25 protein-coding genes are annotated in these 23,582 nt (G+C 58.3%); 15 read left to right on the forward strand and 10 right to left on the reverse strand.

From position 1 onward, the window contains the following. Positions 1–215 precede the first annotated feature (215 nt). From ACIOWA_RS08190 to ACIOWA_RS08220, 7 genes are all read left to right on the forward strand, one after another. Positions 216–638: a hypothetical protein gene (locus ACIOWA_RS08190; protein ID WP_401136272.1), complete on the forward strand. Its 423-nt coding sequence runs from the start codon at positions 216–218 to the stop codon at positions 636–638. 171 nt (positions 639–809) lie between these two features. Next, positions 810–1,442, forward strand: a complete 633-nt coding sequence (locus ACIOWA_RS08195; protein ID WP_339431801.1) for a TetR family transcriptional regulator — start codon at positions 810–812, stop codon at positions 1,440–1,442. A 300-nt stretch (positions 1,443–1,742) separates the two neighbouring features. Continuing rightward, complete coding sequence (gene ureE, locus ACIOWA_RS08200) at positions 1,743–2,243, forward strand: urease accessory protein UreE (RefSeq protein ID WP_339431800.1); 501 nt, start codon at positions 1,743–1,745, stop codon at positions 2,241–2,243. After that, positions 2,240–2,914 (forward strand): urease accessory protein UreF, encoded by a 675-nt coding sequence (locus tag ACIOWA_RS08205; protein ID WP_339431799.1) that lies wholly within the window; start codon positions 2,240–2,242, stop codon positions 2,912–2,914. The genes ureE and ACIOWA_RS08205 overlap by 4 nt, the downstream gene beginning before the upstream one ends. Positions 2,915–2,937: 23 nt before the next feature. Beyond that, positions 2,938–3,552, forward strand: a complete 615-nt coding sequence (ureG, locus tag ACIOWA_RS08210) for an urease accessory protein UreG (protein WP_339431798.1) — start codon at positions 2,938–2,940, stop codon at positions 3,550–3,552. Between the two features lie 27 nt (positions 3,553–3,579). Next, positions 3,580–4,152 (forward strand): HupE/UreJ family protein, encoded by a 573-nt coding sequence (locus ACIOWA_RS08215; RefSeq protein WP_401159219.1) that lies wholly within the window; start codon positions 3,580–3,582, stop codon positions 4,150–4,152. A gap of 175 nt (positions 4,153–4,327) precedes the next feature. After that, on the forward strand, positions 4,328–5,461 hold the full coding sequence (locus ACIOWA_RS08220) for an AGE family epimerase/isomerase (protein ID WP_339431796.1): 1,134 nt from the start codon (positions 4,328–4,330) through the stop codon (positions 5,459–5,461). Between the two features lie 53 nt (positions 5,462–5,514). Here the strand turns inward: ACIOWA_RS08220 and ACIOWA_RS08225 are convergent, their stop codons facing one another. The 8 genes from ACIOWA_RS08225 to ACIOWA_RS08260 all read right to left on the reverse strand — a co-directional run bounded on the left by ACIOWA_RS08225 (position 5,515) and on the right by ACIOWA_RS08260 (position 15,467). Further along, complete coding sequence (locus ACIOWA_RS08225) at positions 5,515–6,279, reverse strand: SDR family oxidoreductase (protein WP_339431795.1); 765 nt, start codon at positions 6,277–6,279, stop codon at positions 5,515–5,517. 772 nt (positions 6,280–7,051) lie between these two features. After that, positions 7,052–7,768, reverse strand: coding sequence for an ABC transporter ATP-binding protein (locus tag ACIOWA_RS08230; RefSeq protein ID WP_339431794.1), 717 nt, complete (start codon positions 7,766–7,768; stop codon positions 7,052–7,054). Further along, positions 7,765–8,637, reverse strand: a complete 873-nt coding sequence (locus ACIOWA_RS08235; RefSeq protein WP_339538214.1) for an ATP-binding cassette domain-containing protein — start codon at positions 8,635–8,637, stop codon at positions 7,765–7,767. Before ACIOWA_RS08235 ends, ACIOWA_RS08230 begins: the two co-directional genes overlap by 4 nt. Continuing rightward, complete coding sequence (livM, locus tag ACIOWA_RS08240; protein WP_401159222.1) at positions 8,634–9,935, reverse strand: high-affinity branched-chain amino acid ABC transporter permease LivM; 1,302 nt, start codon at positions 9,933–9,935, stop codon at positions 8,634–8,636. The genes ACIOWA_RS08235 and livM overlap by 4 nt, the downstream gene beginning before the upstream one ends. 3 nt (positions 9,936–9,938) lie before the next feature. Continuing rightward, positions 9,939–10,853 carry an ABC transporter permease subunit gene (locus ACIOWA_RS08245; RefSeq protein ID WP_221733065.1) on the reverse strand — a complete coding sequence of 305 codons (915 nt, stop codon included), beginning with the start codon at positions 10,851–10,853 and terminating at the stop codon, positions 9,939–9,941. A 178-nt stretch (positions 10,854–11,031) separates the two neighbouring features. Next, positions 11,032–12,165, reverse strand: a complete 1,134-nt coding sequence (locus ACIOWA_RS08250) for an ABC transporter substrate-binding protein (RefSeq protein WP_221733066.1) — start codon at positions 12,163–12,165, stop codon at positions 11,032–11,034. 368 nt (positions 12,166–12,533) lie between these two features. After that, a complete protein-coding gene (locus ACIOWA_RS08255; RefSeq protein ID WP_401159224.1) occupies positions 12,534–13,817 on the reverse strand; it encodes an NAD(P)/FAD-dependent oxidoreductase in 1,284 nt (427 codons plus the stop codon). 159 nt (positions 13,818–13,976) lie between these two features. Then, positions 13,977–15,467, reverse strand: coding sequence for an aldehyde dehydrogenase family protein (locus ACIOWA_RS08260; RefSeq protein WP_339431790.1), 1,491 nt, complete (start codon positions 15,465–15,467; stop codon positions 13,977–13,979). Between the two features lie 162 nt (positions 15,468–15,629). On the opposite strand from ACIOWA_RS08260, the gene ACIOWA_RS08265 reads away from it, so the two are divergent. Continuing rightward, positions 15,630–16,526, forward strand: a complete 897-nt coding sequence (locus tag ACIOWA_RS08265; RefSeq protein WP_339431789.1) for a LysR substrate-binding domain-containing protein — start codon at positions 15,630–15,632, stop codon at positions 16,524–16,526. A gap of 35 nt (positions 16,527–16,561) precedes the next feature. Here ACIOWA_RS08265 and ACIOWA_RS08270 read toward each other — a convergent pair whose 3' ends face one another. Then, complete coding sequence (locus ACIOWA_RS08270) at positions 16,562–17,371, reverse strand: helix-turn-helix domain-containing protein (RefSeq protein WP_401159226.1); 810 nt, start codon at positions 17,369–17,371, stop codon at positions 16,562–16,564. 174 nt (positions 17,372–17,545) lie between these two features. Between ACIOWA_RS08270 and ACIOWA_RS08275 the strand changes: the two genes are divergently transcribed. The 5 genes from ACIOWA_RS08275 to nadE all read left to right on the forward strand — a co-directional run bounded on the left by ACIOWA_RS08275 (position 17,546) and on the right by nadE (position 21,769). After that, a complete protein-coding gene (locus tag ACIOWA_RS08275; RefSeq protein ID WP_339464594.1) occupies positions 17,546–19,012 on the forward strand; it encodes an alanine/glycine:cation symporter family protein in 1,467 nt (488 codons plus the stop codon). A gap of 135 nt (positions 19,013–19,147) precedes the next feature. Continuing rightward, positions 19,148–19,417, forward strand: coding sequence for a hypothetical protein (locus ACIOWA_RS08280; protein WP_339431786.1), 270 nt, complete (start codon positions 19,148–19,150; stop codon positions 19,415–19,417). After that, on the forward strand, positions 19,410–19,664 hold the full coding sequence (locus tag ACIOWA_RS08285) for a hypothetical protein (protein WP_339431785.1): 255 nt from the start codon (positions 19,410–19,412) through the stop codon (positions 19,662–19,664). Before ACIOWA_RS08280 ends, ACIOWA_RS08285 begins: the two co-directional genes overlap by 8 nt. A 49-nt stretch (positions 19,665–19,713) precedes the next feature. Continuing rightward, a complete protein-coding gene (pncB, locus tag ACIOWA_RS08290) occupies positions 19,714–20,937 on the forward strand; it encodes a nicotinate phosphoribosyltransferase (RefSeq protein ID WP_401159229.1) in 1,224 nt (407 codons plus the stop codon). Between the two features lie 4 nt (positions 20,938–20,941). Further along, entirely contained in the window at positions 20,942–21,769 is an 828-nt protein-coding gene (nadE, locus tag ACIOWA_RS08295) for an ammonia-dependent NAD(+) synthetase (protein WP_339431784.1), read from the forward strand. Between the two features lie 179 nt (positions 21,770–21,948). Here the strand turns inward: nadE and azu are convergent, their stop codons facing one another. Beyond that, on the reverse strand, positions 21,949–22,395 hold the full coding sequence (azu, locus tag ACIOWA_RS08300; protein ID WP_401159231.1) for an azurin: 447 nt from the start codon (positions 22,393–22,395) through the stop codon (positions 21,949–21,951). A gap of 343 nt (positions 22,396–22,738) precedes the next feature. Here azu and ACIOWA_RS08305 point away from each other — a divergent pair, with 343 nt between their 5' ends. Both ACIOWA_RS08305 and ACIOWA_RS08310 read left to right on the forward strand, forming a co-directional pair. Further along, entirely contained in the window at positions 22,739–23,326 is a 588-nt protein-coding gene (locus ACIOWA_RS08305) for a TIGR00730 family Rossman fold protein (protein WP_339431781.1), read from the forward strand. 68 nt (positions 23,327–23,394) lie between these two features. Further along, on the forward strand, positions 23,395–23,574 hold the full coding sequence (locus tag ACIOWA_RS08310; protein ID WP_339431780.1) for a hypothetical protein: 180 nt from the start codon (positions 23,395–23,397) through the stop codon (positions 23,572–23,574). Positions 23,575–23,582: the final 8 nt, after the last annotated feature.

Below are 23,582 nucleotides of genomic sequence, written 5' to 3' on the forward strand. Positions count from 1 at the left end.
GTTACCGCCCCCCGCACTTTTGTGAGGCGCGAGTGGGTCGAAAATACCCACCAAGGTGCAAAACCGTCACCCTGAAAGGCCCGTTCTAGAGCCTCCCGCCAGAACAATCAATTCTGTTGATTATTACCATTGCGTTTATGAACTTTTATATCGACTTATCGAGAGTAGCATTGCCCTCGTACCCACTTTATCGCCCTCCCAAGGAGCAACCCATCATGAAACGCCAATTACTGCTCAGCCTTACCCTGTCGATGCTAGCCAGCACTGCTTTCGCCCTGCCCGCTGCCGAACAGGCGACTCCACAAGTCAAAACCAGCTACTCCGTATTCAGCCAGACCGTTGCTGCTGACGGTTCCGACCGCACGCCACAAGGCCAGACCCTGGCTGAAGATGGCTACGACAAAACTCCACAAGGCCAGGCGCTCGCCGAAAACGGTCGCAACCGCCTTGAACAAAAAGGCCTGGTTGAAGACGGTTACGACAAAACCCCACAAGGCCAGGCGCTCGCCGAAAACGGTCGCAACCGCCTTGAACAAAAAGGCCTGGTTGAAGACGGTTACGACAAAACCCCACAAGGCCAGGCGCTCGCCGAAGGTGGTGGTGACCGTGTGATCGAACGCAACGCCGCTTTAAGCTAAGCCCGTGGTGGCCTGGAAAAAAAGCCCAATTCCCCGATTGGGCTTTTGACTTTTCAGCCACAGCGTTAAAGAAGTCGCGATTTCCCTCCGTTGCATCCCCGCTGCCGTTCGACGCCGATAAAGCCGATTTGCTAGAGTGCGGCGCTTGTCCTGCCAAAGAACACGTCTGCGATGCTGCCCCGCGCCGAACAGAAACAACAGACCCGCAACGCCCTGATGGACGCTGCCCGCCACTTGATGGAAAGCGGCCGAGGATTCGGCAGCCTGAGCCTGCGCGAAGTGACGAAAACCGCCGGAATCGTGCCCACCGGTTTCTATCGGCATTTTGCCGATATGGACGAATTGGGCTTGGTGCTGGTGAGTGAAGTCGGCCAGACCTTCCGCGAGACCATCCGCTTGGTGCGCCACAACGAATTCGTCATGGGCGGCATTATCGATGCGTCGGTGCGCATCTTTCTTGATGTGGTCAGCGCCAACCGTTCGCAATTTCTGTTTCTGGCCCGTGAGCAGTACGGCGGCTCGCAACCGGTGCGACAGGCGATTGGCCGCTTGCGCGAAAACATCAGCGCAGACCTGGCGGCTGACCTTGGGCTGATGCCCAAGCTTCAGCACCTGGACGCAGCCGGCCTGAGCGTGATGGCCGACCTGATCGTCAAATCCGTTTTCGCCACCCTGCCGGACATCATCGACCCGCCCGCCGAAGCCTTGCCGGAGCATCTGACGCCTCAGGCGAAGATCACCCAGCAATTGCGCTTCATCTTTATCGGTCTCAAGCACTGGCAAGGGCTGGGCAGTACCGAATAACCCTCCTCCCTCCAAATAGTCATACATCTCCTGTGGGAGGGGGCTTGCTCCCGAATGCAGTGTGCCCGTCGAAACATGCCTGCCTGACACACCGCTTTCGGGAGCAAGCCCCCTCCCACAATTGGATCAGCGTCTCGGCCTCCATTTGGTGCATGTAAAAATCTTCATGCACCAAAACCTCTCAAATTCCCGCAACATCTTGAAACATCCACTACGCTCCGACAGGGATTTCCTACATCTCGTCCGATTGGCAAGCCCCTTGCTCTAGCCTGAGTATTGTCCACTGCTGGAAGCTTTCCGATGCTGGTGATTCATCGCAGAATCGACCCTCAACCCCTCTGGGCCGCCGAGTTGCACCTGACCTTCGAAGCACGGAGCAAAAGCCGTTTGCGCTGTTTCAGTGCCGAAGGTGAAGACGTCGGGTTGTTTTTGGAGCGCGGTCAGGCACCGCTGTATGACGGCGAATGCCTACAGGCTGAAGACGGACGCATCGTTCGAGTTTGCGCCCGCCCCGAACAACTGCTGCACGTCACCTGCGCCAATGCCTTTGAACTGACCCGCGCCGCTTATCACCTGGGCAATCGCCACGTTGCCCTGCAAGTCGGCGAGGGCTGGCTGCGTTTGCTCGATGATTACGTGCTCAAGGCGATGCTCGAGCAACTCGGCGCGCAGGTCGAAGCCATCGAAGCGCCGTTCCAGCCGGAGCACGGTGCCTACGGCGGCGGCCATCACCATTCGCGGCACGGCGACGAAGACTTCAACTACGCGCCCAAACTCCACCAGTTCGGCGTGCGTCTGTGAATCCGGCCTGGGCGCTGTTGCGCCTGGCCAGTCCGCAATTGCCGATTGGCGGCTACAGCTATTCCCAAGGCCTGGAAATGGCGGTGGATAACGGCCGGGTCAACAACCCGGACAGCGCTCGCCGCTGGATCAGTGATCAGTTGCTGCTCAACCTCGCCCGATTCGAAGCGCCGCTGCTGCTCGCCCATTGTCAGGCCGCGGCGGATGAAAACTGGGGCGAACTGCTGCAGATCTGCGAAACCCACCGCGCCAGCCGTGAGACCCGCGAGTTGCATCTGGAGAGCCGGCAGATGGGTTACTCGTTGCAGCAACTGCTCAACGGCTTGCCGGAACTGGACGCACCCGCACGCGATTTTCTTGAGCAGTGCACCGAACCGCATCTGGCCCTCGGCTGGGCGCTGGCCGCCCGTGCCTGGGGCATCAGCCCGCAGGACGCCCTCGCCGCGTGGCTGTGGAGCTGGCTGGAAAACCAGCTGGCCGTTCTGATGAAAACCCTGCCGCTGGGCCAGCAAGCCGCCCAGCGCCTGACCAGCGAACTGCTGCCGCTGCTGCAACAGGCACAGCAGGACGCCACCCGAATCAACCCCGAACACATCGGCAGCGCCGCGTTCGGTCTGTCCCTGGCGTGCATGGCCCATGAGCGCCAGTACAGCCGCCTGTTCCGTTCCTAGGGCCCGTTATTTTGGAGAAGCATATGAACACACAACCTCTGCGCGTCGGTATCGGCGGCCCGGTCGGTTCCGGCAAAACCGCATTGACCCTGGCCCTGTGTCTGGCACTGCGCGAGCGCTACAACCTCGCCGTGGTCACCAATGACATCTATACCCGCGAAGACGCCGATTTTCTGGTGCGCAATGAAGCCCTGGCACCGGAGCGGATCATCGGCGTGGAAACCGGTGGCTGCCCGCACACGGCGATCCGCGAGGACGCCTCGATCAACCTCGAAGCGGTCGATCAACTGAACCGACGCTTCCCGGGGCTGGATCTGATTCTGGTGGAGTCCGGCGGCGACAATCTTTCGGCGACGTTCAGCCCGGAACTGTCCGACCTGACGATCTACGTGATCGATGTTTCGGCCGGCGACAAGCTGCCGCGCAAGGGCGGGCCGGGTATTTGCAAGTCCGACCTGCTGGTGATCAACAAGATCGATCTCGCCCCGCTGGTCGGCGCCTCGCTGGACATGATGGACAGCGACACAAAACGCATGCGCAACGGCAAGCCGTTTGTGTTCAGCAACCAGAAAACCGGTCAGGGCCTGGAAGCGATCATCGCCTTCATTGAACGCCAGGGCCTGCTGACCGCAGCCTGATTCACTTATCAACAAGGAAGCTTATCCATGACATTCAAACGTATTCTGGGCGCCCTGGCGCTGCTGCTGACCCCGGCGCTGGCCTTTGCTCACCCAGGGCATGGCGACAGTGGCTTGATCGCGGGTATCAGCCATCCGATGGGCGGCCTCGATCATTTGCTGGCGATGATTGCCGTCGGTTTGTGGGCGGCTCAGCAGCAAGGCGCGGCGCGTTGGGCACTGCCGTGCACCTTCGTCGGCACCATGTTGATCGGCGGCATGCTCGGTTTTGAAGGGCTGGAGTTGCCGGCACTGGAAAGCGGGATTGCGGCGTCGGTGCTGGCGCTGGGCCTGGCGGTTGCGCTGGCGGTGCGTCCGCCATTGGTTGTGGCGGTGGCGGCGACGGCGTTGTTTGCGCTGTTCCATGGTGTCGCGCATGGCCTGGAGTTGCCGGACATGTCGAGTCCCTGGGCGTATGCGACGGGATTTGTGGCGGCGACCGCTGCGCTGCATGCCGCCGGTTATGCGGTGGTTCGTTTTCTGCCTCAGGCTGCTGCGCCGCTGGTGCGCCTGGCGGGTGCTGCTTCGGCGGTGACGGGTGCGTGGTTGCTGGCCGGTTGATTTCTATCGCCTGAGCAGGCCCCTTCGCGAGCAAGCCCACAGGTTTTGTGTTTACCCTAAATCCATGGTGGGAGCGGGCTTGCTCGCGAAGACGGCCGATCAGACACCGCATCGCTCCCCCCATGCTGTCTGCTACCATGTCGCGCAATCGCCCCAGCCGTGACGACGTCCGCCCATGCCCCTCGCTTCCCGCTCCAAGTCCCTGCCTGAATTGACCGCCCTGTTCAGCGACGTGCAACAGCATTTCGTCAACGTGATCGTGCCCCTCTGGCAAGGCCCGGGCTGGAACGCCGACATGGCGCTGCCTTACGAGGCGCTGGACGCCGCACATCAGCCGCTGCCACCGCAACGCTATCGGGCGATGGCCTGCGCGCGGCAGTTGTATCTGTTTTCCAGCCTGATCGGGGTTGTGGATAACGCCGAAGATCGCGCGGCCGCGCTGTTTCGCTCGCTGCAACGACACTTCCACGATGGCGAACATGGCGGCTGGTTCTACAGCATTGATCCACAGGGCAAACCGCTGGATCAGCGCAAGGATCTCTATACCCACGCCTTTATCCTGTTCGCCTGCGCACATTACTGGGACAAGTCCCGTGAGCCGCTGGTGGAGTCGACGCTCAATGCCGCACTGGAAATCATCGGCCGCCGTTTTGCGACCGGTGACGGCTTGTACGAAGCGTGCCTTGAGCGCGACTGGATCACCCTGCAAACCGGCCCGTTGCAGAACCCGCTGATGCACTTGGCCGAAGCCTTTCTCGCGACATTGTCAGTGCGTGAAGACGCGGCAACGCAACAAGCGCTCGTTGAGTTATGCACAGCCATGCACAAGCGGTTCATCGATCCACAACATGGCGTGTTGATGGAGAAACCGCTCGGGGCTGTGGATAACTGGTACGAGCCGGGGCACCAGTTCGAGTGGTACTTCCTGCTGCAATCCTCGGCGCTGTTGCGCGGCTCGAAACTGCATTCGGCGCTGGACAAGGCGTTCGCGTTTACCGAGCAATTCGGTGTGCAGCAGCCGTGCGGCGCCGTGCGGGCGATGCTTGATCTGGAACTGGACGGACGCCCGAAAGATTCGACTCAACGGATCTGGGCGCAGGCCGAATATCTGCGGGCGCTGACCTTACGCCCCGACAGCGAGGCTGTGGTGCTGCATCAATTGCAAGCATTGCAACAGCGCTTTCTGCATGCCGGTGGCTGGCATGAGTGCCGCGATGAACAAGGTGACGTCAGCCGCAAGGACATGCCTTCGACGACGCCCTATCACCTTGCGACCTGCTACAGCGGACTGGCGGCCTATCTTCGTTGATGGGCTGCCTGTGACCTGTGCCAAGCGTGCTCGCTCGGCACAGGCTGCTGGCTCTAAACCTTGTTGCGCTCGATGGCAAAACCCGCCCAGGTCTGGCTCACCGGCATCAGCTCAAGGCTGTTGATGTTGATGTGCGCCGGCGCATTCATGACCCAGAAAATCGTCTCGGCGATGTCCTGCGGCTGGATCGGCTCGGCACCGGCGTAGGTCGCGTTGTAACGCTCCTGATCGCCGGCAAAACGCACCAGCGAAAACTCGCTTTCACACAGCCCCGGCTCAATGTTGCTGACCCGCACACCCGTGCCCTGCAAGTCGCAACGCAGGTTCAGCGAGAACTGCTTAACGAACGCCTTGGTCGCGCCGTACACATGGCTGCCCGGATACGGATAGTTGCCGGCGATAGAACCAAGATTGACGATGCCAGCGCCACGACCGTGGGCGATCAGGCGCGGCAGCAGCAAACGCGTGGCGTACATCAGGCCTTTGACGTTGGTGTCGACCATCGTGTCCCAGTCATCCAGATCGCATTTCGGCGCAGGGTCGACGCCCAGCGCCAGACCGGCGTTGTTGATCAGGCCACGCAGCTTGGCGAACGATGGCGGCAGGTTGGCAATCGCCGCCTCCATCGCCTTGCGATCACGCACATCGAGCACCAGGCCATGCACTTCGGTTTGCCTGGACAGTTCGGCGCACAGGGCATTGAGGCGTTCTTCACGACGGCCGGTCAGCACCAGTTTCCAGCCAGCCTCGGCAAAACGGCGGGCACAGGCTTCACCAAAACCGGACGTCGCGCCGGTGATAAACAGGGTGTTGGACATCGTGTTCTCCTTGCTTCGGCCGCCAAGGCAGCCCTTGAAATAGAAAATCAGGTGGCAGCATGCCCGGCCTCGCAATCACGAGCAACACTCGCGAACTGTGCAAAAAACAACCAGCAGCGCCAACGCTATAGCGAACGTGGCTTGTAGCCATGTGCACGCACGTTATCCACAGGCCCTTCCACAGTTTCCGGGGGCAAGTGGAAACGCGTAAAGCCTCGCCACACAAGGCTTTGCGGGACGAATAGAAAGTTTTTTGCTTGACCCTGAAGCGGCAGATGTGCGGGACATGGCATTTTGCACGACCGAGCAGTCACCGCGATGATTGCGCGAAGCCAGTCATTACGCCGCTTAGCGGAGTCTTTCCAGAGTTTAATCACAGACTTATCCACAGCCTGACCAACCTCGGGTCGACGGCAATACACGCCCCATAAAAAGGTTGACAACGGCGTCTGTCACTCACGCAAAAAAGCCTGATCAAAAAACAATCACACGCCTGAAAGCCACGGTTTCAAAGGCTCGCAGCCAGCTACTACCACGTTATTCACAGCCGGCTCCACAGCAAACGGGGACAAGTCAAAACTGTGGAAAAACAGCCAATTGCAGCGTCTATATGTCGCGCTTTGGCAGGTTGGGGAATTTGTTTTCCACAATTCTGGAACTTGCGCATATCAACTGCGGGAGCGAGCTTGCGCCCACAGGGGGCTGTGGTGGTTCGAGGAATGAAAAAGCCCCGGGACTTGCGTCGCCGGGGCTGTGTGTATCTGGGGATAACTCAGTGCCCGCCCAGATAGGCGTTACGCACCTCCTCGTTCACCAGCAACTCTTTCCCCGTACCCGTGAGGCGAATCTCGCCGTTGACCATCACATACGCCCGATCCGACAGCTTCAGCGCATGGTTGGCGTTCTGCTCGACGAGGAAAATGGTCATGCCGGTTTTCGCCAGCTCGCGCAGAGTGGCGAAAATCTGCTTCACCACAATCGGCGCCAGGCCCAGGCTCGGCTCATCGAGCAGCAACAACTTTGGCCGGCTCATCAAGGCGCGGGCGATGGCGAGCATCTGCTGTTCGCCGCCGGACATGGTCATCGCTCGCTGATTGCGCCGTTCTTCAAGCCGTGGAAACAGCGTGAACATGCGCTGCATATCCTCTTTGGCGTGTTTGTCGCCAATCGGGATGGTGCCCATCAACAGGTTTTCCTCGACGGTCATGTCGGGGAACACCCGTCGTCCTTCTGGCGACTGCGCGATGCCGTTGGAGGCGATGTAGTGCGAAGACTTGTGGGTAATGTCGACGCCTTGATAGAGGATCTGCCCGCTCGCCGCTCGCGGCTGGCCGAAGATCGACATCAGCAACGTCGACTTGCCCGCGCCGTTGGAGCCAATCAGGCTGACGGTTTCGCCTTCATTGATCTGCAGCGAAACACCCTTGAGTGCCTGGATCGGACCGTAGAACACGTCGAGGTCTTTGAGTTCGAGGATCGGTTGAGTCATACCAGCTCCTCTTCGTCGGCGCCCAGATAGGCGGCAATCACTTTTGGATCGTTACGGATGGCTTCGGGCCCGCCCTCGGCGATAACGATACCGTGGTCCAGCACCACAATGTGGTCGGAAATGCTCATGACCATGCCCATGTCGTGTTCGATCAGCACCACGGTCAGATCGTGCTCGTCGCGCAGCAGCCGGATCATCGCGCTCAGCGCTTCGGTTTCCTGAGGGTTGAGGCCGGCGGCCGGTTCGTCGAGACAGATGATCTGCGGCCGTGTGCACATGGCCCGGGCGATCTCCAGTCGGCGTTGCTGGCCGTAGGAGAGCTCACCGGCCAGACGGTTGGCGCAGTCCACCAGATCGACCACTTCCAGCCAATAGAACGCACAATCGAGCGCGTCGCTTTCGGATTTGCGATAGCCCTTGGTGTTGAGGATGCCGGCCAGCATGTTGCGGTTGACCCACATGTGCTGGGCCACCAGCAGGTTTTCCAGTACCGACATTTCCTTGAACAGGCGAATGTTCTGGAACGTGCGGGCCAGGCCTGCGCGGTTCACCAGATGGGTGCCACCGAACATCTTGTAGTACATCCGGCTGAGGAAGCTTTTCGGCGAAACGAAATCGGTCGGTTTGAACGACTCGCCCAGCAATTGAATGACGTTGGTCTTCTGGCCGCGCACATTGAGTTCGATCTTGCCACCGGAGGCTTTGTAGAACCCGGTCAGGCAGTTGAACACCGTGGTCTTGCCGGCGCCATTGGGGCCGATCAGCGCGAAGATCGAATTGCGTTTGACCTTCAGGCTGACATCGCTCAACGCCTTGATGCCACCAAAATGCATCATCAGTTTTTCAACAGAGAGTACGACTTCACTCATGGCGCAGTCCTCTCGTAGTGAATGGCACCTTTGCGTGGAGTGACCCCGGTACGGCTGATGCGGATCAGCCCTCGTGGTCGCCAGATCATCATCAACACCATCAGGATGCCGAACAGCAGCACGCGATATTCGGCGAAGCCGCGCAGCAGTTCCGGGGCCACCGTGAGCACGAACGCCGCAATCACCACACCGATGGTCGAGCCCATGCCGCCGAGCACGACAATGGCCAGGATCAGCGCCGACTCGAAGAAGGTAAACGAGGTCGGGTTGACGAAACCTTGGTAGGTCGCGAAAAACACACCGGCCAGACCGGCCGTCGACGCACCGATGGTGAACGCCGACAGTTTGACCAGTACGTGGTTCAGGCCCATCGAACGGCAAGCGATTTCATCTTCACGCAAAGCTTCCCAGGCGCGGCCGACCGGCATCTTCACCAGACGATGCTTGATGTACAGCACGGCCAGCACCACCAGGAACAACACCGCGTAAATGAAGTAATACTTCACGTCAGAGTTGTAGGCGATGCCGAAGAACTCGTGAAACGGTATCCCACCCTCCTTCGCCCGTTTGCCGAACTCCAGACCGAAAAAGGTCGGCAGCGGTGCCGACATGCCATTCGGGCCGCCCGTCAGGGACAACCAGTTGTTGAGGATCAGACGAATGATTTCACCGAAGCCCAGGGTCACGATTGCCAGATAGTCGCCATGCAGGCGCAAGACCGGGAAACCGAGGATACAGCCGGCAAGGCCAGCCGTGATCGCCGCCAGCGGCAGCACGGTCCAGAAGCCCAGACCGAGATACTGGTAACCCAGCGCCAGCCCGTAGGCACCGATGGCGTAGAACGCCACGTAACCCAGATCGAGCAAACCGGCCAGGCCCACCACGATGTTCAGGCCCAAGCCCAGCAACACGTAAATCAACCCGAGGATGACCACGCCAAGCAGGTAGGAGTTAGAGAAGAACGGCACGGCCACGGCCAGCAGAATCAGTAACGGGATGATCCAGCGCAGGCTTGATTTGTGATCGGCTGGCAGCACATGCACGCCGGAACTGGTGCTCTCGAATCCGTCGAGAATCTTCAGCCCCTTGGGCGTTTGCAGGAACAGGCTGAGGGCAAATCGGCCAACCATGACGATGGCGATAATCCACGCCACACGGGTCGATTCGAGGTTGAAACTGTAGCCGTCGAGTACGACGCCGACAATCGGGCCAAACACGACCAAGGCAATGAGGCCGGCAAGAATCGACTCAACCAGGCTTTTTTTGATATCGATGTTTTTTTGAGTGGTTGAAGACATCGCTTACACCTTCGACACAAGAGGACGGCCCAACAGGCCCTGCGGCCGGAAGACCAGAACAAGTACGAGCAGCGAGAAGCTGAACACGTCTTTGTAGTCGGAGTTGACCAGGCCGGAGAACAGCGACTCGGAGATCCCGAGGATGATCCCGCCGAGCATCGCACCGGGCAATGAACCGATCCCGCCAAGCACCGCGGCGGTGAACGCCTTGATGCCGATGATGAAACCGGCATAGAAGTCGAACGTGCCGTAGTTCATGGTGATCAGTACGCCCGCCAGCGCCGCCATGGCCGCACCGATGATGAACACGTAGGAAATCACCCGGTCGGTGTTGATCCCCAGGATCGAAGCCATCTTGCGGTCTTGTTGGGTCGCGCGGCACATACGACCGAGTTTGGTGTACTTGATCACGTAGGTCAGCAGGCCCATGCCCACGAACGCCGCGACCAGAATGAAGATCTTGGTGTAAGTCAGTTGCACGAAGCCGGTGCCGATGTCGACACGCAAGGCACCGGTCAGCAGGGTCGGCACGCCTTGTTGCTTCGCGCCTTGGGCGATCTGTGCATAGTTTTGCAGGATCAGGGAAATACCGATGGCGCTGATCAGCGGTGCCAGTCGGGTGGAGTTACGCAGGGGTTTGTAGGCTACACGCTCGATGACCCAGCCATAGACCGCCGTGACGACGATGGTGAAGATCAGCGTGCCGAGCATCAGCAGTGGGAAGGATTCGATACCGAAGTAAGCCAGCAGAGCCAGACTGATTGCCGCCAGGTAAGCGGAAATCATGTAAACCTCGCCGTGGGCGAAGTTGATCATGCCAATGATGCCGTAGACCATTGTGTAGCCGATGGCGATCAGGCCATAGACCGACCCGAGGGTCAGGCCGTTGACCAGTTGCTGCAGGAAAATACCATCCATAACGCAATCTCACGCAGTGAGAACCTGCACACCTGAGGCGTGCGGCTCTTCTAGGGAAAATACAGATTTACGTCGGAGCAATGTCAGAGCGCGATTTACCTATCGCCACCGCCTCCTGTGGGAGCGGGCTTGCCCGCTCCCACAGGGGTTTATGGCGTTCAGGTGATCGCGTCAGCCCTTACTTCTGTTTTTCCAGCTGGTGGTATTTGCCGTCCTTGTCCCATTCGTAAACCACGTAGTCGGAGACTTTCAGGTCGCCCTTGGCGTCCCAGGATTTCTCGCCCATGACGGTCTTGACCGGGTTTTTCTTCAGCCATACAGCCGCTTTTTCGCCGTCGTTGGACTTGGCGCCGTTGAAGGCTGCAGCCAGGGCTTGTACAGAGGCGTAAGCGTAGAGGGTGTAGCCTTCAGGCTCGGTGCCGGCCTTGCGGAACGCATCGACGACCGCCTTGCTGTCTGGCAGCAGACGCGGGTCGGCGCCGAAGGTCATCAGGACGCCATCGACGAATTGCGGGCCACCGGCGGTGGTCACCAGTTCGTCGGTCACAATGCCGTCGTCGGACATGAACTTGACGTCTTTCAAGCCCTGTTCACGCAGTTGGCGAACCAGAGGACCGGCTTCCGGGTGCAGACCACCGAAATAGACGACGTCGGCGCCAGCGCCACGGATTTTGGTCACGATGGTGCTGAAGTCTTTTTCGCCCCGGGTCAGGCCCTCGTAAAGAACCGGAGTCACGCCGCGCTTGATCAACTGAGCCTTGGTGGCGTCAGCCAGACCTTGGCCGTAGGTGTCCTTGTCGTGCAGAACAACAACTTTTTTGCCCTTGAGCACGTCGACAATGTAGTCGCCGGCGACGATGCCCTGCTGGTCGTCACGTCCGCACATACGGAACATGGCGCTCAGGCCGCGCTCGGTCACTTGCGGGTTGGTGGAGCCCGGGGTGATCGCAATAATGCCGGCTTCGTCGTAGATTTCCGACGCTGGAATGGTCGAAGAGGAGCAGAAGTGACCGACCACGCCGGCGACTTTCTGGTTGGTGAGGTCCTTGGCGACCGTCACAGCCTGCTTCGGTTCGCAGGCGTCATCGCCCTTGACCAGAACGATTTTCTCCCCGTTGACGCCACCGGCCGCGTTGACCGCATCGGCTGCCGCCTGGGCGCCCTTCATGTACTGCTCGCCAAATGCCGCGTTGGCGCCCGTCATTGGACCCGCTACGCCGATTTTGATGTCAGCCTGAGCAAACGCAGAAACACCCAACGCAGTAGCCACTGCGAGGGCCAGAAAGCCTTTCTTGTAAAACGTCTGGGACATGAGGTGGTGCTCCAAGGTTTTTTTTAGTTGGCACTGCGACTTCATTTCACTGAATGCTCAGAGCAAGGGCCGTGCCATCGGTTTTTTATTCTTCAAAAAGTCGCTGCTTTCTTGTTATTTCGACTGTTTCGTTCCCATTTTCATTGGGCGTGCAACCGTCTAAACCGCGGAAGGTGAAACCTTTTAAAATTTCAGGCGCAACCCGCGTGCGCCATCATTGCAACCGCGGCACCAAACGACGTGCAACCAGCCTGTAACCGCTCGCGTCACCGAACTGCACACTGCTGGTGCGGGACTGCTACAACCCGCACCATTACAGGCTAGTCGCTACGCGCAAAAGCGCCGCGTTACGCAACATCTTTCAACATTCAAATGACAATGCGCAGGCACTGGCCCGCGTGATACAGCGAGAATCCGGCCTCGTACAGGCAACTGCGCAACCCCGCGCCAGACAGGGGCTGCATCGGTGCAAAGGGAATCGGCAGGGCTTGAGGATTACCGTTACACAGATAGTCGGCGAAGGCTTTGCCGACCACCGTGCCCGTGGTCACACCCCGGCCGTTGTAACCGGTGACTGCCACCAGTCCCGGTGCCGGCTCGAACAGACGCATCAAGTGATCGGGCGTAAACGCGATGCGCCCGGTCCAGGTGCACTCCCACTCGACCGGCTTCAGATTGGGGAAGTAATGCTGCTGCACCCGGTCGGCCCAGGCCTTGAGGAACCACGTCGGTTTCTGATTGCCATTACCGAGACTGCCAAGCAATAACCGCCCGTCTTTGTCGCGGCGGATGCTGCTGAGCACTTGCCGGGTATCCCACGAGCCCTGCCCGCCCGGAAGGATCTGCTGTGCGGCGTCTTCGCTCAAAGGCACCGAGGCAACCTGATAGTAAAAACCGGGAAAGAAAGTGCGCTTGAGCTCGGTCCAGTCGCCTTCGGTGTAGGCGTTGGAGGCGATGACAACCTGCTCGGCCAGCACCGAACCCTGTTCGGTCTGTACCGACCATTTCGGGCCCACACGCTCGAGACGAGTGACCGGGGAGTGATCGAACATCTGCCCGCCGAGCCCCATCACCGCATTCGCCAGCCCGGTGACATAGGCCATCGGATTAAGCGTCCCCGCGCGACGGTCGAGCAACGCAGCAGCAATTTTCTGTGTGCCGGTGGCTTGCTCGCAAGCCTTGCCGGTCAGCAATTCGACGGGGGCACCACGGCGTTTCCATTGTTGCTCACGACTGCGCAGATCCGCCTCCCCCTTGGCGTTGTGGGCCATGTGCAGGGTGCCTTCGCGGCGCAACTGGCAATCGATGTTGTACTTATCCACAAGGCTGAACACCAGCGCCGGCGCCGCACCGAGCATGCGGTTTAGCTGGCTGCCAACGGCTTCGCCGAACCCGGCTTCGATCTCGTCCGGCGGGATCCACATACCGGCGTTGACCAATCCGACGTTGCGACCGGAACCGCCGTGACCGGCGCGATGGGCTTCCAGCACGCAAACGCTTTTGCCTTTCTCCAACAGATGCAGCGCCGCCGACAACCCGGTAAACCCGGCACCGATCACGCAGACATCGACGTTGACCTCACCCTTGAGCGCGGTGTTATCGGGCCTTTGCGGCGTGAGTTTTTCCCACAGACATTCTTCGCGTAACGGCATTGCCAGACTCCAACAGAAACCTAACAAACACACTGTTCAACAATGTGGGAGCGGGCTTGCTCGCGAAAGCGGTATATCAGACAACGTCTAAGTCGACTGACCCGACACCTTCGCGAGCAAGCCCGCTCCCACAAGGGGTTATCCATCTGACTGAAGGTATCAGTCGAAGGTGATGCCCTGCGCCAACGGCAATTCCAGCGAGTAGTTCACGGTATTAGTCTGACGACGCATGTAGGCGCGCCACGCATCCGAGCCCGACTCACGACCACCGCCGGTCTCTTTCTCGCCACCAAACGCGCCGCCGATTTCCGCGCCGCTGGGGCCGATGTTGACGTTGGCGATGCCGCAGTCACTGCCGACTGCCGACATGAACTGCTCGGCCTCACGCACGTCCGTGGTGAAAATGCACGACGACAGACCTTGTGGCACCGCGTTGTTCAAACGCAGCGCTTCCTGGAAATCGCTGTAGCCAACCACGTACAAGATCGGCGCGAAGGTTTCGCTGCACACCACATCACTCTGCTCCGGCATTTCAACGATGGCCGGCGAAACGTAGTAGGCGTTGGGGAATTGATCCTCCAGTTGACGCTTGCCGCCAAACACGCGACCGCCCTCGCTCAATGCCTGCTCCAGCGCATCCTGCATGTTCTCGAAACTGTGCTTGTCGATCAGCGGGCCCACCAGATTGCCTTCCAGCGGATGACCGATGCGCACTTTGGCGTAAGCCGCCTTGAGGCGGGTGACGATTTCTTCTTTGACCGATTCGTGGGCGATCAAGCGACGCAGCGTGGTGCAACGCTGACCGGCAGTGCCGACCGCGCTGAACAGAATCGCGCGCACCGCCATGTCCAGATCAGCGCTTGGGCCGAGGATCATCGCGTTGTTGCCGCCCAGCTCAAGGATGCTGCGGGCGAATCGTGCAGCGACTTTCGGCGCCACTTCGCGGCCCATGCGCGTGCTACCGGTGGCGCTGATCAGCGCCACACGCGGGTCGTCGACAAGGGCTTCACCGGCGTCACGGCCACCGATGATTACCTGGCAGAGGTTCGCCGGGGCGTCAGTGAAATTCTTCACCACGCGATCAAACAGGGCCTGGCACGCCAGTGCCGTCAGCGGGGTTTTCTCCGACGGTTTCCACACCACCGGGTTACCGCAAACCAGCGCCAGCGTGGTGTTCCACGCCCACACCGCGACCGGGAAGTTGAACGCACTGATCACCCCGACCACGCCCAGCGGATGCCAGGTCTCACGCATGTGGTGGCCCGGGCGCTCGGAAGCAATGGTCAAACCGTATAACTGGCGCGACAGACCGACGGCGAAGTCGCAGATGTCGATCATCTCCTGCACTTCACCCAGGCCTTCCTGAGTAATCTTGCCGGCTTCCCACGACACCAGTTCGCCGAGATCGGTTTTGTATTCACGCAGCACTTCGCCGAATTGACGCACCAGTTCCCCGCGACGCGGCGCCGGCACCTTGCGCCACGCCTCGAACGCATGATCTGCGCGACTGATGTGCTGCTCGACTTCAGCCGCGCCTTCCCAGTTCACGGCGGCAATCCGGCTGCCGTCGATCGGCGAATGCACCGGCACTTTGCCGTTCTGATAAAGGGCCGGGTTTACACCAAGACGATCAAGCAATGCGGCAACCATGGGTCACTCCTCAAGCAAAAACTGAATGTGTGCGGCCGCTTTTTCACGACCGGGCAGGCCTTTAGTTGTAGCGTCCCAACGGCAAGGCAACAAACGACCTTTACGCGAGATATCATTCCGTTTATTCATGCTGAGCATAGAAAGACAAGAAAAGGATCCGCCATGCTGAACAAACGCCACTTGCCATCGATCACCGCGTTGCAGTGCTTCGAGGCCGTGACCCGGCACTTGAGTTTCACCCGCGCCGCCGAGGAGCTGAACCTGACGCAGAGCGCTGTCAGCAAACAGGTCGCGCAGCTTGAGGAATTGTTGCAGCACTTGTTGTTTCGTCGCGTGCGTCGCCGTTTGCAGATGACGCCCGCCGGGGATTTGTACTTGGTCGAAGTCAGAAAAATCCTCACACAGGTAGAGATGTCGACCCATTACCTGCGCTCCTACGGCGGTGAGACCGAAGTCCTGCGCGTCTCGACGCCATCGACCTTCGGCGCTCGCTGGCTGGTGCCGCGCCTGAAGGGCTGGCGTTTGCGCCATCCGTCGATTCATCTGGATCTGTGCAACGAGCAGGAAGCCGATGATTTGCTGCAAGGGCGCAGTGATCTGGCGTTCTATTTCGGCCAGAGTTCGCGGCCCGGCACTGAATCCCTGAAGCTGTTCGGCGAAGAGCTTGTGCCGGTCTGCGCGCCTGGCAGCCTGCCGCAAACACCGTTCACTGACCCGACGCAACTCACCGATCTGGTGCTGCTGCAAAATGCGTCGCGCCCACAGGCCTGGCACGACTGGTTCGACAATCAGGGTTACCAGACCGAGCACAGCTACCACGGGCCGCGCTTCGAAACCTTTTATATGTGCATTCGCGCCGCACAAGTCGGCTGCGGTGTAGCGCTATTACCGAGGTTTCTGGTGGAAGAGGAATTGGCCGACGGCAAACTGGTCATTCCCTGGCAGCATGCAATGCCCAGCACCGACGCCTATTACCTGGCCTACCCGGAACACTCGGCGGAAGTGCCCAAGGTGCGCGATTTTGTGAAGTGGATGCTGGAACAGATCGATAGCCCCTGATCCCATTCCCTGCGCCAGCTCCTACACGGACGGGGTCAGGCAATAACAAACAGACCGTCCACAACCTGAGCTTGAGCAAGGCGTGCGCGCAGATCGGCGTCGATAGCGCAATCATTGGCCTTGTACAACCTTACGCGCCGATAGGCATCGGCCCGATTGATTTCCTGCCCGAGATACTCCCAGACAACCCTTGAACATGAAGGAGCACGATGATCGGCTGCAGAAACCCCAAGCTTCAAACCATTGAGCCGAGTGATACAGCTTTTGAAACTTGGGATGAGGATGGTTTGGCTGATCTCGTTTGACGTCAGCGATTCATAATCGACGAAAAACAAGCGATCGCGCAGGTAATAGGCAACACCCAAATATCGATACGTCTCGAAATCATCGCCAACCCCGGCGATCTGTAAGCGCTCGTTTCGCTCATAGACAACGTCGTCACCCTCCTCCCGTACATGCACAAGCGAACACAGAATAGAGCCGGGCTCAGTCATTGCGTTGTAATACTCGTAGTAATAACCGCTGTGGGCTTTCAGCTCAGGTGAGGACTGTTCGCGCAGGTGTTCATGCATGATCCGTGATGCTCTCACCTCTCCCGAGGCCTGATTTTTATTGGCCCTAACGCCAATCAAGGCAACGAATTGCTCCGATGGCAGCGCTATTTCAAACGCTTCCACGCCAAAAAAGTCGCAGATTCGCTTGAGGTTGAAAGGTGTGGGGATGCTTTTCCCACACAGATACTTATTGAATTGCCCACGATTAATTCGAAGTTTCCTACAAACTTCCGCGACAGATCTGTAGTGACTACACAGCAGCCTCAAGTTAGCAGAAAAAAACTCGCACATAGATCGACTCAACAAAAATCAAGAGACAGCAACCATAGCAGCAACTCGCATCACATTTAAGCAACTTGCGAAATTGCATCAATTGAAATACGGCTGGATATTACGAGCCCTGAAAGGCTTCAGGACTGACAACACCATTAATTCGCCAGCACTCTAAATAGCAAGGAGCTTCGAATGCTAGACGTCATCAACGACTTTCTGTCGAGCAAGGTATTGATACCTTTGGTTCTTGGACTGGGAGTCTATTTCACTGTCCGCTCAGGATTTGTCCAGCTCAGATACTTCCCCCATATGTTCGGTATTTTGCGGGGCAGTTGGCATACCGACAGCCATCAATTGAGTTCATTTCAGGCGCTGACACTCAGCCTTGCCGGACGTGTCGGTACCGGCAATATCGTCGGGGTGGGGATTGCAGTGAGCATGGGTGGACCCGGTGCAGTGTTCTGGATGTGGATGACCGCTCTTCTGGGCATGTCGAGCAGCTTCTTCGAATGCACGTTGGGACAACTCTATAAACGTAGCGATGGCAAAGGCCTGTATCGAGGTGGGCCGTCCTGGTACATCCAGCACGGTCTGGACAAGCGCTGGCTCGGGTTGGTCGCGGCCGTGTTATTGCTGGTGACCTTTGGTTTTGCAATCAATGGTCTCGAGTCCCATGCCGTATCACACTCGCTAAAAAATGCGTTTGGCCTGCCGCCTATGTGGTCGGGGCTCGCAATTTCTTTCATGCTGGGAGCTGTCTTCGTAGGCGGGATAAAACGTATCGCGGCAGTAGCCGACCTTCTGGTTCCTATAAAGGTTCTCGCCTACGTCGGCGTAACAGCCTATGTGATCGTTCTGCAGTTCGATCAGGTTCCGGCAATGCTGATGACCATCATCAAAAGCGCATTCGGTCTGGATCAGGCGTTTGGTGGATTGGTGGGCAGCGCAATCATCATGGGTGTCAGACGCGGTGTTTTTTCCAACGAGGCAGGACTGGGCAGTGCTCCCAATGTCGCCTCAGTCGCGAAGATCGACCACCCGGTTGCACAAGGCGCGGTACAAGCACTGAGTGTGTTCATCGATACATTCGTAATCTGCACCTGTACTGCGCTCCTGATTTTGCTATCAGGGTTCTACACACCGGGATTTGAAGGTGACGGGATTGCTCTGGCACAAAACTCGCTGGCAGCCATCGTCGGGGAATGGGGACGGATGTTTATCAGCGTGGTGCTTGCCTTATTCGTATTCACGGCAATGCTTTACAACTATTACTTGGGAGAAAACAGCCTGCGGTTCATGTTGGATGAACCTCGAAAAATGCTGATTTTCTATCGTGTGCTGGTGTTGATATTGGTGTTCTGGGGCTCCGTCGAAGATCTGTCGACTGTTCTGGCTTTTGCAGACATCACCATGACGCTGCTGGCGCTTGTCAACCTGGTAGCCATGTTTCTGCTCTTCAACATCAGCATGCGTGTTCTGCGCGACTACGACGAACAACGCCGTGCTGGCATCAAGACGCCTGTGTTCGACCCAAGCAAATTCCTTGATCTGGATCTTGATCCTTTAGCGTGGCCGCCGCAGCACGACGGCTCAGGCACAATGATTCGTAGCGAACCCGCTCTTTCCTCAAGCGTAAGCAAACAGCCCATACAGGCTTAGACCGGGCAGGTGCAAAGCCATTAAAACAATTAATGGCTTTGCAGCAACTACACCAACACACTGCAAACATCATATCTAAAGAACTATAAACCCTTCGATCTGTCACGCCTAAAACAAACGGAAGGACTTTACCTCATGAATCGTTTTTGCCCCCTAAAAGCAAATGCAACCAATAACCCTACATACTTCATAGATTCACACGCCACGCCCAACCAATTATTTGAAGATGCCTGTTTCAGAATTCGCGCCGCCACCGGACTCTTGGAGTCATTCACTTTAGTTACCATTAAAGGCACCAATGATTCTGACTTTTATAGACTGATACTTCCGGCTTACGTATTACTTCAGGACGGCGTCGACACGCTGGAACAGATCACCTTCAAAGGCGGTGTCATTCATGTATAAAATCGTCACCCACGAAATGCTCAGAGCCGCTTTGATTAAAGCAGTTGAAATCAATTTAATACCAAAACACTCTCTATTGGCTGACTACTTAAAAAGCGGTGACCGACTTGAACAGGTCATTCAAGCCGCGCTGGAGGTGCAACCGAAAACGTATAAGTTCTGTGGGCTGAGATGTATACCATCAGAGGATCTTTCCCCTGAAAGCAAAAAAGCACTGGCAATCCCCACCGCTGATATGCGCCACTAGCGCCACTGATTGAGCCCGCGCAACGGCGCGGCGTACCTGGAGACCCGTTATGAGCGAGAGTGTGTTTGCCGATCGCATCGTGCAGAACCTGCTCGACACCGACTTCTACAAACTGACCATGATGCAGGCGGTGCTGCACAACTACCCCAACGTCGAAGTCGAATGGGAGTTTCGTTGCCGTAACAGCGAAGATCTGCGCCCGTATCTGGCGGAGATTCGCTATCAGATCGAGCGTTTGGCCGAGCTGAGCCTGAGCGCCGATCAACTGAGTTTTCTTGAGCGCATCTCCTTCCTTAAACCGGATTTCCTGCGTTTTCTCGGGCTGTTCCGCTTCAACCTGCGTTATGTGCACACCGGCATCGAGAACGGCGAGCTGTTCATCCGCCTGCGTGGGCCCTGGCTGCATGTGATCCTTTACGAAGTGCCCCTGCTGGCCATCGTCAGCGAAGTGCGCAACCGCTATCGCTACCGCGAAACCGTGCTCGAACAAGCGCGTGAGCAGCTCTACCGCAAGTTCGACTGGCTGACCGCCAACGCCTCGGCAGACGAACTGGCGCAATTGCAGGTGGCGGATTTCGGCACCCGTCGCCGGTTCTCTTACCGCGTGCAGGAAGAAGTGGTGAACGTGCTCAAGCACGATTTCCCCGGGCGTTTCGTCGGCACCAGCAACGTGCACCTGTCCCGCGAACTGGACATGAAGCCGCTAGGCACCATGGCCCACGAATGGATCATGGCGCACCAGCAACTCGGACCGCGGCTGATCGACAGCCAGATTGCCGCGCTCGACTGTTGGGTGCGCGAGTACCGTGGTCTGCTGGGGATCGCCCTCACCGACTGCATCACCACCGATGCCTTCCTCGGTGACTTCGACCTGTTCTTCGCCAAGCTTTTCGACGGTTTGCGCCATGATTCCGGAGATCCCGTGGCGTGGGGCGAAAAGTGCATCGCCCATTACCACAAGCTCGGTATCGACCCGATGAGCAAGACGCTGGTGTTCTCCGACAGCCTGACACTGCCCAAGTCGCTGGAGATATTCCGGGCGCTGCACGGTCGGATCAACGTGAGCTTCGGCATCGGTACCAACCTGACCTGTGACATTCCGGGTGTCGAACCGATGAGCATCGTGCTTAAAATGACCGCCTGCAACGGCCAACCGGTGGCGAAGATCTCCGACGAGCCAGGCAAGTCGCAATGCAAAGACCCGAATTTCGTCGCCTATTTGCGACATGTTTTCCAGGTTCCTGCCGATTCCAGTCCATCTAGCAAGGAGTGAATTCATGCAAGCCGTACAGCGTGAGATTGCTGAACAGCTCAAGGTCCAGCCGCCGTTCGCCAACCACCAGGCCCTTGAGGCCGAAGTTGCCCGGCGCATCACCTTTATCCAGGATTGTCTGACCCATTCCGGACTCAAGACCCTGGTGCTGGGCATCAGCGGCGGTGTCGACTCGTTGACCGCCGGTTTGATGGCACAGCGCGCCATGCGCGAGCTGCGTGAGCGCAGTGGCGACAACCGCTACAAGTTCATCGCCGTGCGCCTGCCGTACGAAACCCAGTTCGACGAACACGATGCCCAAGCCTCGGTGGATTTCATCGCCCCGGACGAGCGCCACACGGTCAATATCGGTCCGGCGGTAAAGTCGCTGGCCAGTGAAGTCGCGGCGTTTGAAGGCAAACACGCGGTGTCGGTGGATTTCGTCCTCGGCAACACCAAAGCGCGGATGAGGATGGTGGCTCAGTACACCATCGCTGGCGCGGCGCAGGGGCTGGTGATCGGCACTGACCATGCGGCGGAAGCAGTAATGGGTTTCTTCACCAAGTTCGGCGACGGTGCCTGCGACCTGGCACCGCTCAGCGGTTTGGTAAAAAACCAGGTGCGCGCGATTGCCCGCCACTTTGGTGCACCGGAGTCGCTGGTTGAGAAGGTTCCAACTGCGGATCTGGAGGACCTGTCGCCGGGCAAGCCGGACGAAGCGTCCCACGGCGTGACGTATGCCGAGATCGATGCCTTCCTGCATGGCGAGGCGGTGCGTGAAGAAGCCTTCGACATCATCGTCGCGACCTACAACAAGACCCATCACAAGCGCGTGATGCCGTTTGCGCCGTGATCGGTGAGTGAACGAAAAAGCCCGCTGGGGAGCGATCCTCAGCGGGCTTTTCTTTGGCCAAAAACTTTATCGAGGCTGATGGCCTCTTCGCGAGCAATCCCGCTCCCACAGCGTTTGAGTTGTTCACAGAATAGGTGACCGACACAAAACCTGTGGGAGCGGGCTTGCCCGCGACCTGTTTACTTGACGGTCAGGGTGCCTTTCATCATCGAGATGTGGCCCGGGAACGAGCAGAAGAAGCCGTAATCGGTGCCGGCAGCCAGTTTCGATACATCGAAGGTCAGCGAGTCTTTCTCGCCAGCGCCAATGATCTTGGTGTGCGCAATCACGCGATCATCACCTTCTTTCAGGTAGTTTTTGTCGATGCCAGCCGCCAGGCCGTCGGTAGCGATCGGCTGCATGTCGGTCACTTTGCTGATGACCAGGTTATGGCCCATCACGTTCTTCGGCAGGTTGCCGGAGTGAGTCAGTTCGACGGTGAACGTCTTGCAGCTCTTGTCGATCACGATTTCCTTGGTGTTGAAGGACATTTGATCGGTGGAGTCAACGGTGGTTTTGCACTCGGCAGCCATCAATTGGCTGCTGGCCAGCGCCAGCAGGGATACCGCAACAACTTTGGAAAACATGGTGAATCTCCAAGGCAGGGTTAACAAAAACACTAATGGTTGGAAGACTGCCTGAAATCCTCGCAAGTTCCTATGACTTGAGTCAAAAATTGTATACAACTTTCAGGCTATGAGACTCATCGAGACAATCTAACGGCCAGATCAGCCGGCAGAACCTATGATCGGCGCATCTCATTGATACGGAGTGCCAGTCATGATCTTTAACAGCCTGTTGTGCAGCCTGCTTGCCGCGTATGCCTGTGGTGCCAGCGGCACCTGCGAAACACCCCAGCGCGAAGTTTAGACCTTGGAGCGCGGCGTGCCAGCCATTACCCTGTGCGACTGATCGCCCCAGGAGAAAGGCATGTCCCTGAAATCCGTTTGTGTGTTTTGCGGTGCCAATGCTGGCACTGATCCGGCTTACACCGAAGCCGCCCAGGCCCTTGGCAGAGCCCTCGCCGAGCGCAAGTTGACGCTGGTTTATGGCGGTGGCGCCGTGGGCCTGATGGGCCTGGTGGCGGACGCCGCGCTGGCCGCCGGCGGCGAAGTCATCGGGATCATTCCGCAAAGCCTGATGGACAAGGAGATCGGCCACAAAAGCCTGACTCGCCTTGAAGTCGTCGATGGCATGCACGCCCGCAAGGCACGCATGGCTGAACTGAGCGACGCGTTTATCGCCCTGCCCGGCGGCCTCGGCACGCTGGAAGAGCTGTTTGAAGTCTGGACCTGGGGCCAACTCGGCTACCACGGCAAACCGCTGGGCCTGCTGGAAGTGAACGGCTTTTACAGCAAACTCACTGCATTTCTCGACCACATCGTCGGCGAAGGCTTCGTTCGCGGGCCACACCGTGACATGCTGCAAGTGAGCGAATCGCCACAAACGCTGCTCGATGCCCTCGATCAATGGAGGCCGACCGTCACGCCAAAGTGGGTCGACCAAAAACCCGGCTAACCGTCAGGCATCGATACAGGGCAGAATACGCGCCGCTCAACCTCACCTTCGACCCCAGAGGATCGCCCATGGCCAAACCCAATTACTCCTTCGCCAAACGTCAACGAGACCTGGAAAAGGAAAAGAAGAAAGAGGAAAAGCTTCTGCGCAAAAAACAAATGGCTGAAGAAGCAGCACTGAACCCTGACGGTGAAGTGGCGACAGATGATGATGTTGATGCACCGAAAGATCTGGCGCCAGACGCCTGAGCCGTTTG

Source organism: Pseudomonas sp. NPDC087614 (assembly GCF_044743485.1).
In the GTDB taxonomy this organism is placed as follows: domain Bacteria; phylum Pseudomonadota; class Gammaproteobacteria; order Pseudomonadales; family Pseudomonadaceae; genus Aquipseudomonas; species Aquipseudomonas baetica_A.

Excerpts from the sequence above, each read along its gene's own strand:
- ACIOWA_RS08280 (WP_339431786.1), top strand. The coding sequence starts at position 19,148 with ATGAATCGTTTTTGCCCCCTAAAAGCAAATGCAACCAATAACCCTACA.
- ACIOWA_RS08275 (WP_339464594.1), top strand. The coding sequence starts at position 17,546 with ATGCTAGACGTCATCAACGACTTTCTGTCGAGCAAGGTATTGATACCT.
- nadE (WP_339431784.1), top strand. The coding sequence starts at position 20,942 with ATGCAAGCCGTACAGCGTGAGATTGCTGAACAGCTCAAGGTCCAGCCG.
- ACIOWA_RS08265 (WP_339431789.1), top strand. The coding sequence starts at position 15,630 with ATGCTGAACAAACGCCACTTGCCATCGATCACCGCGTTGCAGTGCTTC.
- ureE (WP_339431800.1), top strand. The coding sequence starts at position 1,743 with ATGCTGGTGATTCATCGCAGAATCGACCCTCAACCCCTCTGGGCCGCC.
- ACIOWA_RS08285 (WP_339431785.1), top strand. The coding sequence starts at position 19,410 with ATGTATAAAATCGTCACCCACGAAATGCTCAGAGCCGCTTTGATTAAA.
- ACIOWA_RS08195 (WP_339431801.1), top strand. The coding sequence starts at position 810 with ATGCTGCCCCGCGCCGAACAGAAACAACAGACCCGCAACGCCCTGATG.
- ACIOWA_RS08220 (WP_339431796.1), top strand. The coding sequence starts at position 4,328 with ATGCCCCTCGCTTCCCGCTCCAAGTCCCTGCCTGAATTGACCGCCCTG.
- ACIOWA_RS08250 (WP_221733066.1), bottom strand. The coding sequence starts at position 12,165 with ATGTCCCAGACGTTTTACAAGAAAGGCTTTCTGGCCCTCGCAGTGGCT.
- ACIOWA_RS08230 (WP_339431794.1), bottom strand. The coding sequence starts at position 7,768 with ATGACTCAACCGATCCTCGAACTCAAAGACCTCGACGTGTTCTACGGT.
- ACIOWA_RS08255 (WP_401159224.1), bottom strand. The coding sequence starts at position 13,817 with ATGCCGTTACGCGAAGAATGTCTGTGGGAAAAACTCACGCCGCAAAGG.
- ACIOWA_RS08310 (WP_339431780.1), top strand. The coding sequence starts at position 23,395 with ATGGCCAAACCCAATTACTCCTTCGCCAAACGTCAACGAGACCTGGAA.
- ACIOWA_RS08215 (WP_401159219.1), top strand. The coding sequence starts at position 3,580 with ATGACATTCAAACGTATTCTGGGCGCCCTGGCGCTGCTGCTGACCCCG.
- ACIOWA_RS08245 (WP_221733065.1), bottom strand. The coding sequence starts at position 10,853 with ATGGATGGTATTTTCCTGCAGCAACTGGTCAACGGCCTGACCCTCGGG.
- pncB (WP_401159229.1), top strand. The coding sequence starts at position 19,714 with ATGAGCGAGAGTGTGTTTGCCGATCGCATCGTGCAGAACCTGCTCGAC.
- azu (WP_401159231.1), bottom strand. The coding sequence starts at position 22,395 with ATGTTTTCCAAAGTTGTTGCGGTATCCCTGCTGGCGCTGGCCAGCAGC.
- ACIOWA_RS08260 (WP_339431790.1), bottom strand. The coding sequence starts at position 15,467 with ATGGTTGCCGCATTGCTTGATCGTCTTGGTGTAAACCCGGCCCTTTAT.
- ACIOWA_RS08190 (WP_401136272.1), top strand. The coding sequence starts at position 216 with ATGAAACGCCAATTACTGCTCAGCCTTACCCTGTCGATGCTAGCCAGC.
- ACIOWA_RS08225 (WP_339431795.1), bottom strand. The coding sequence starts at position 6,279 with ATGTCCAACACCCTGTTTATCACCGGCGCGACGTCCGGTTTTGGTGAA.
- ACIOWA_RS08235 (WP_339538214.1), bottom strand. The coding sequence starts at position 8,637 with ATGAGTGAAGTCGTACTCTCTGTTGAAAAACTGATGATGCATTTTGGT.
- livM (WP_401159222.1), bottom strand. The coding sequence starts at position 9,935 with ATGTCTTCAACCACTCAAAAAAACATCGATATCAAAAAAAGCCTGGTT.
- ACIOWA_RS08270 (WP_401159226.1), bottom strand. The coding sequence starts at position 17,371 with ATGTGCGAGTTTTTTTCTGCTAACTTGAGGCTGCTGTGTAGTCACTAC.
- ACIOWA_RS08305 (WP_339431781.1), top strand. The coding sequence starts at position 22,739 with ATGTCCCTGAAATCCGTTTGTGTGTTTTGCGGTGCCAATGCTGGCACT.
- ureG (WP_339431798.1), top strand. The coding sequence starts at position 2,938 with ATGAACACACAACCTCTGCGCGTCGGTATCGGCGGCCCGGTCGGTTCC.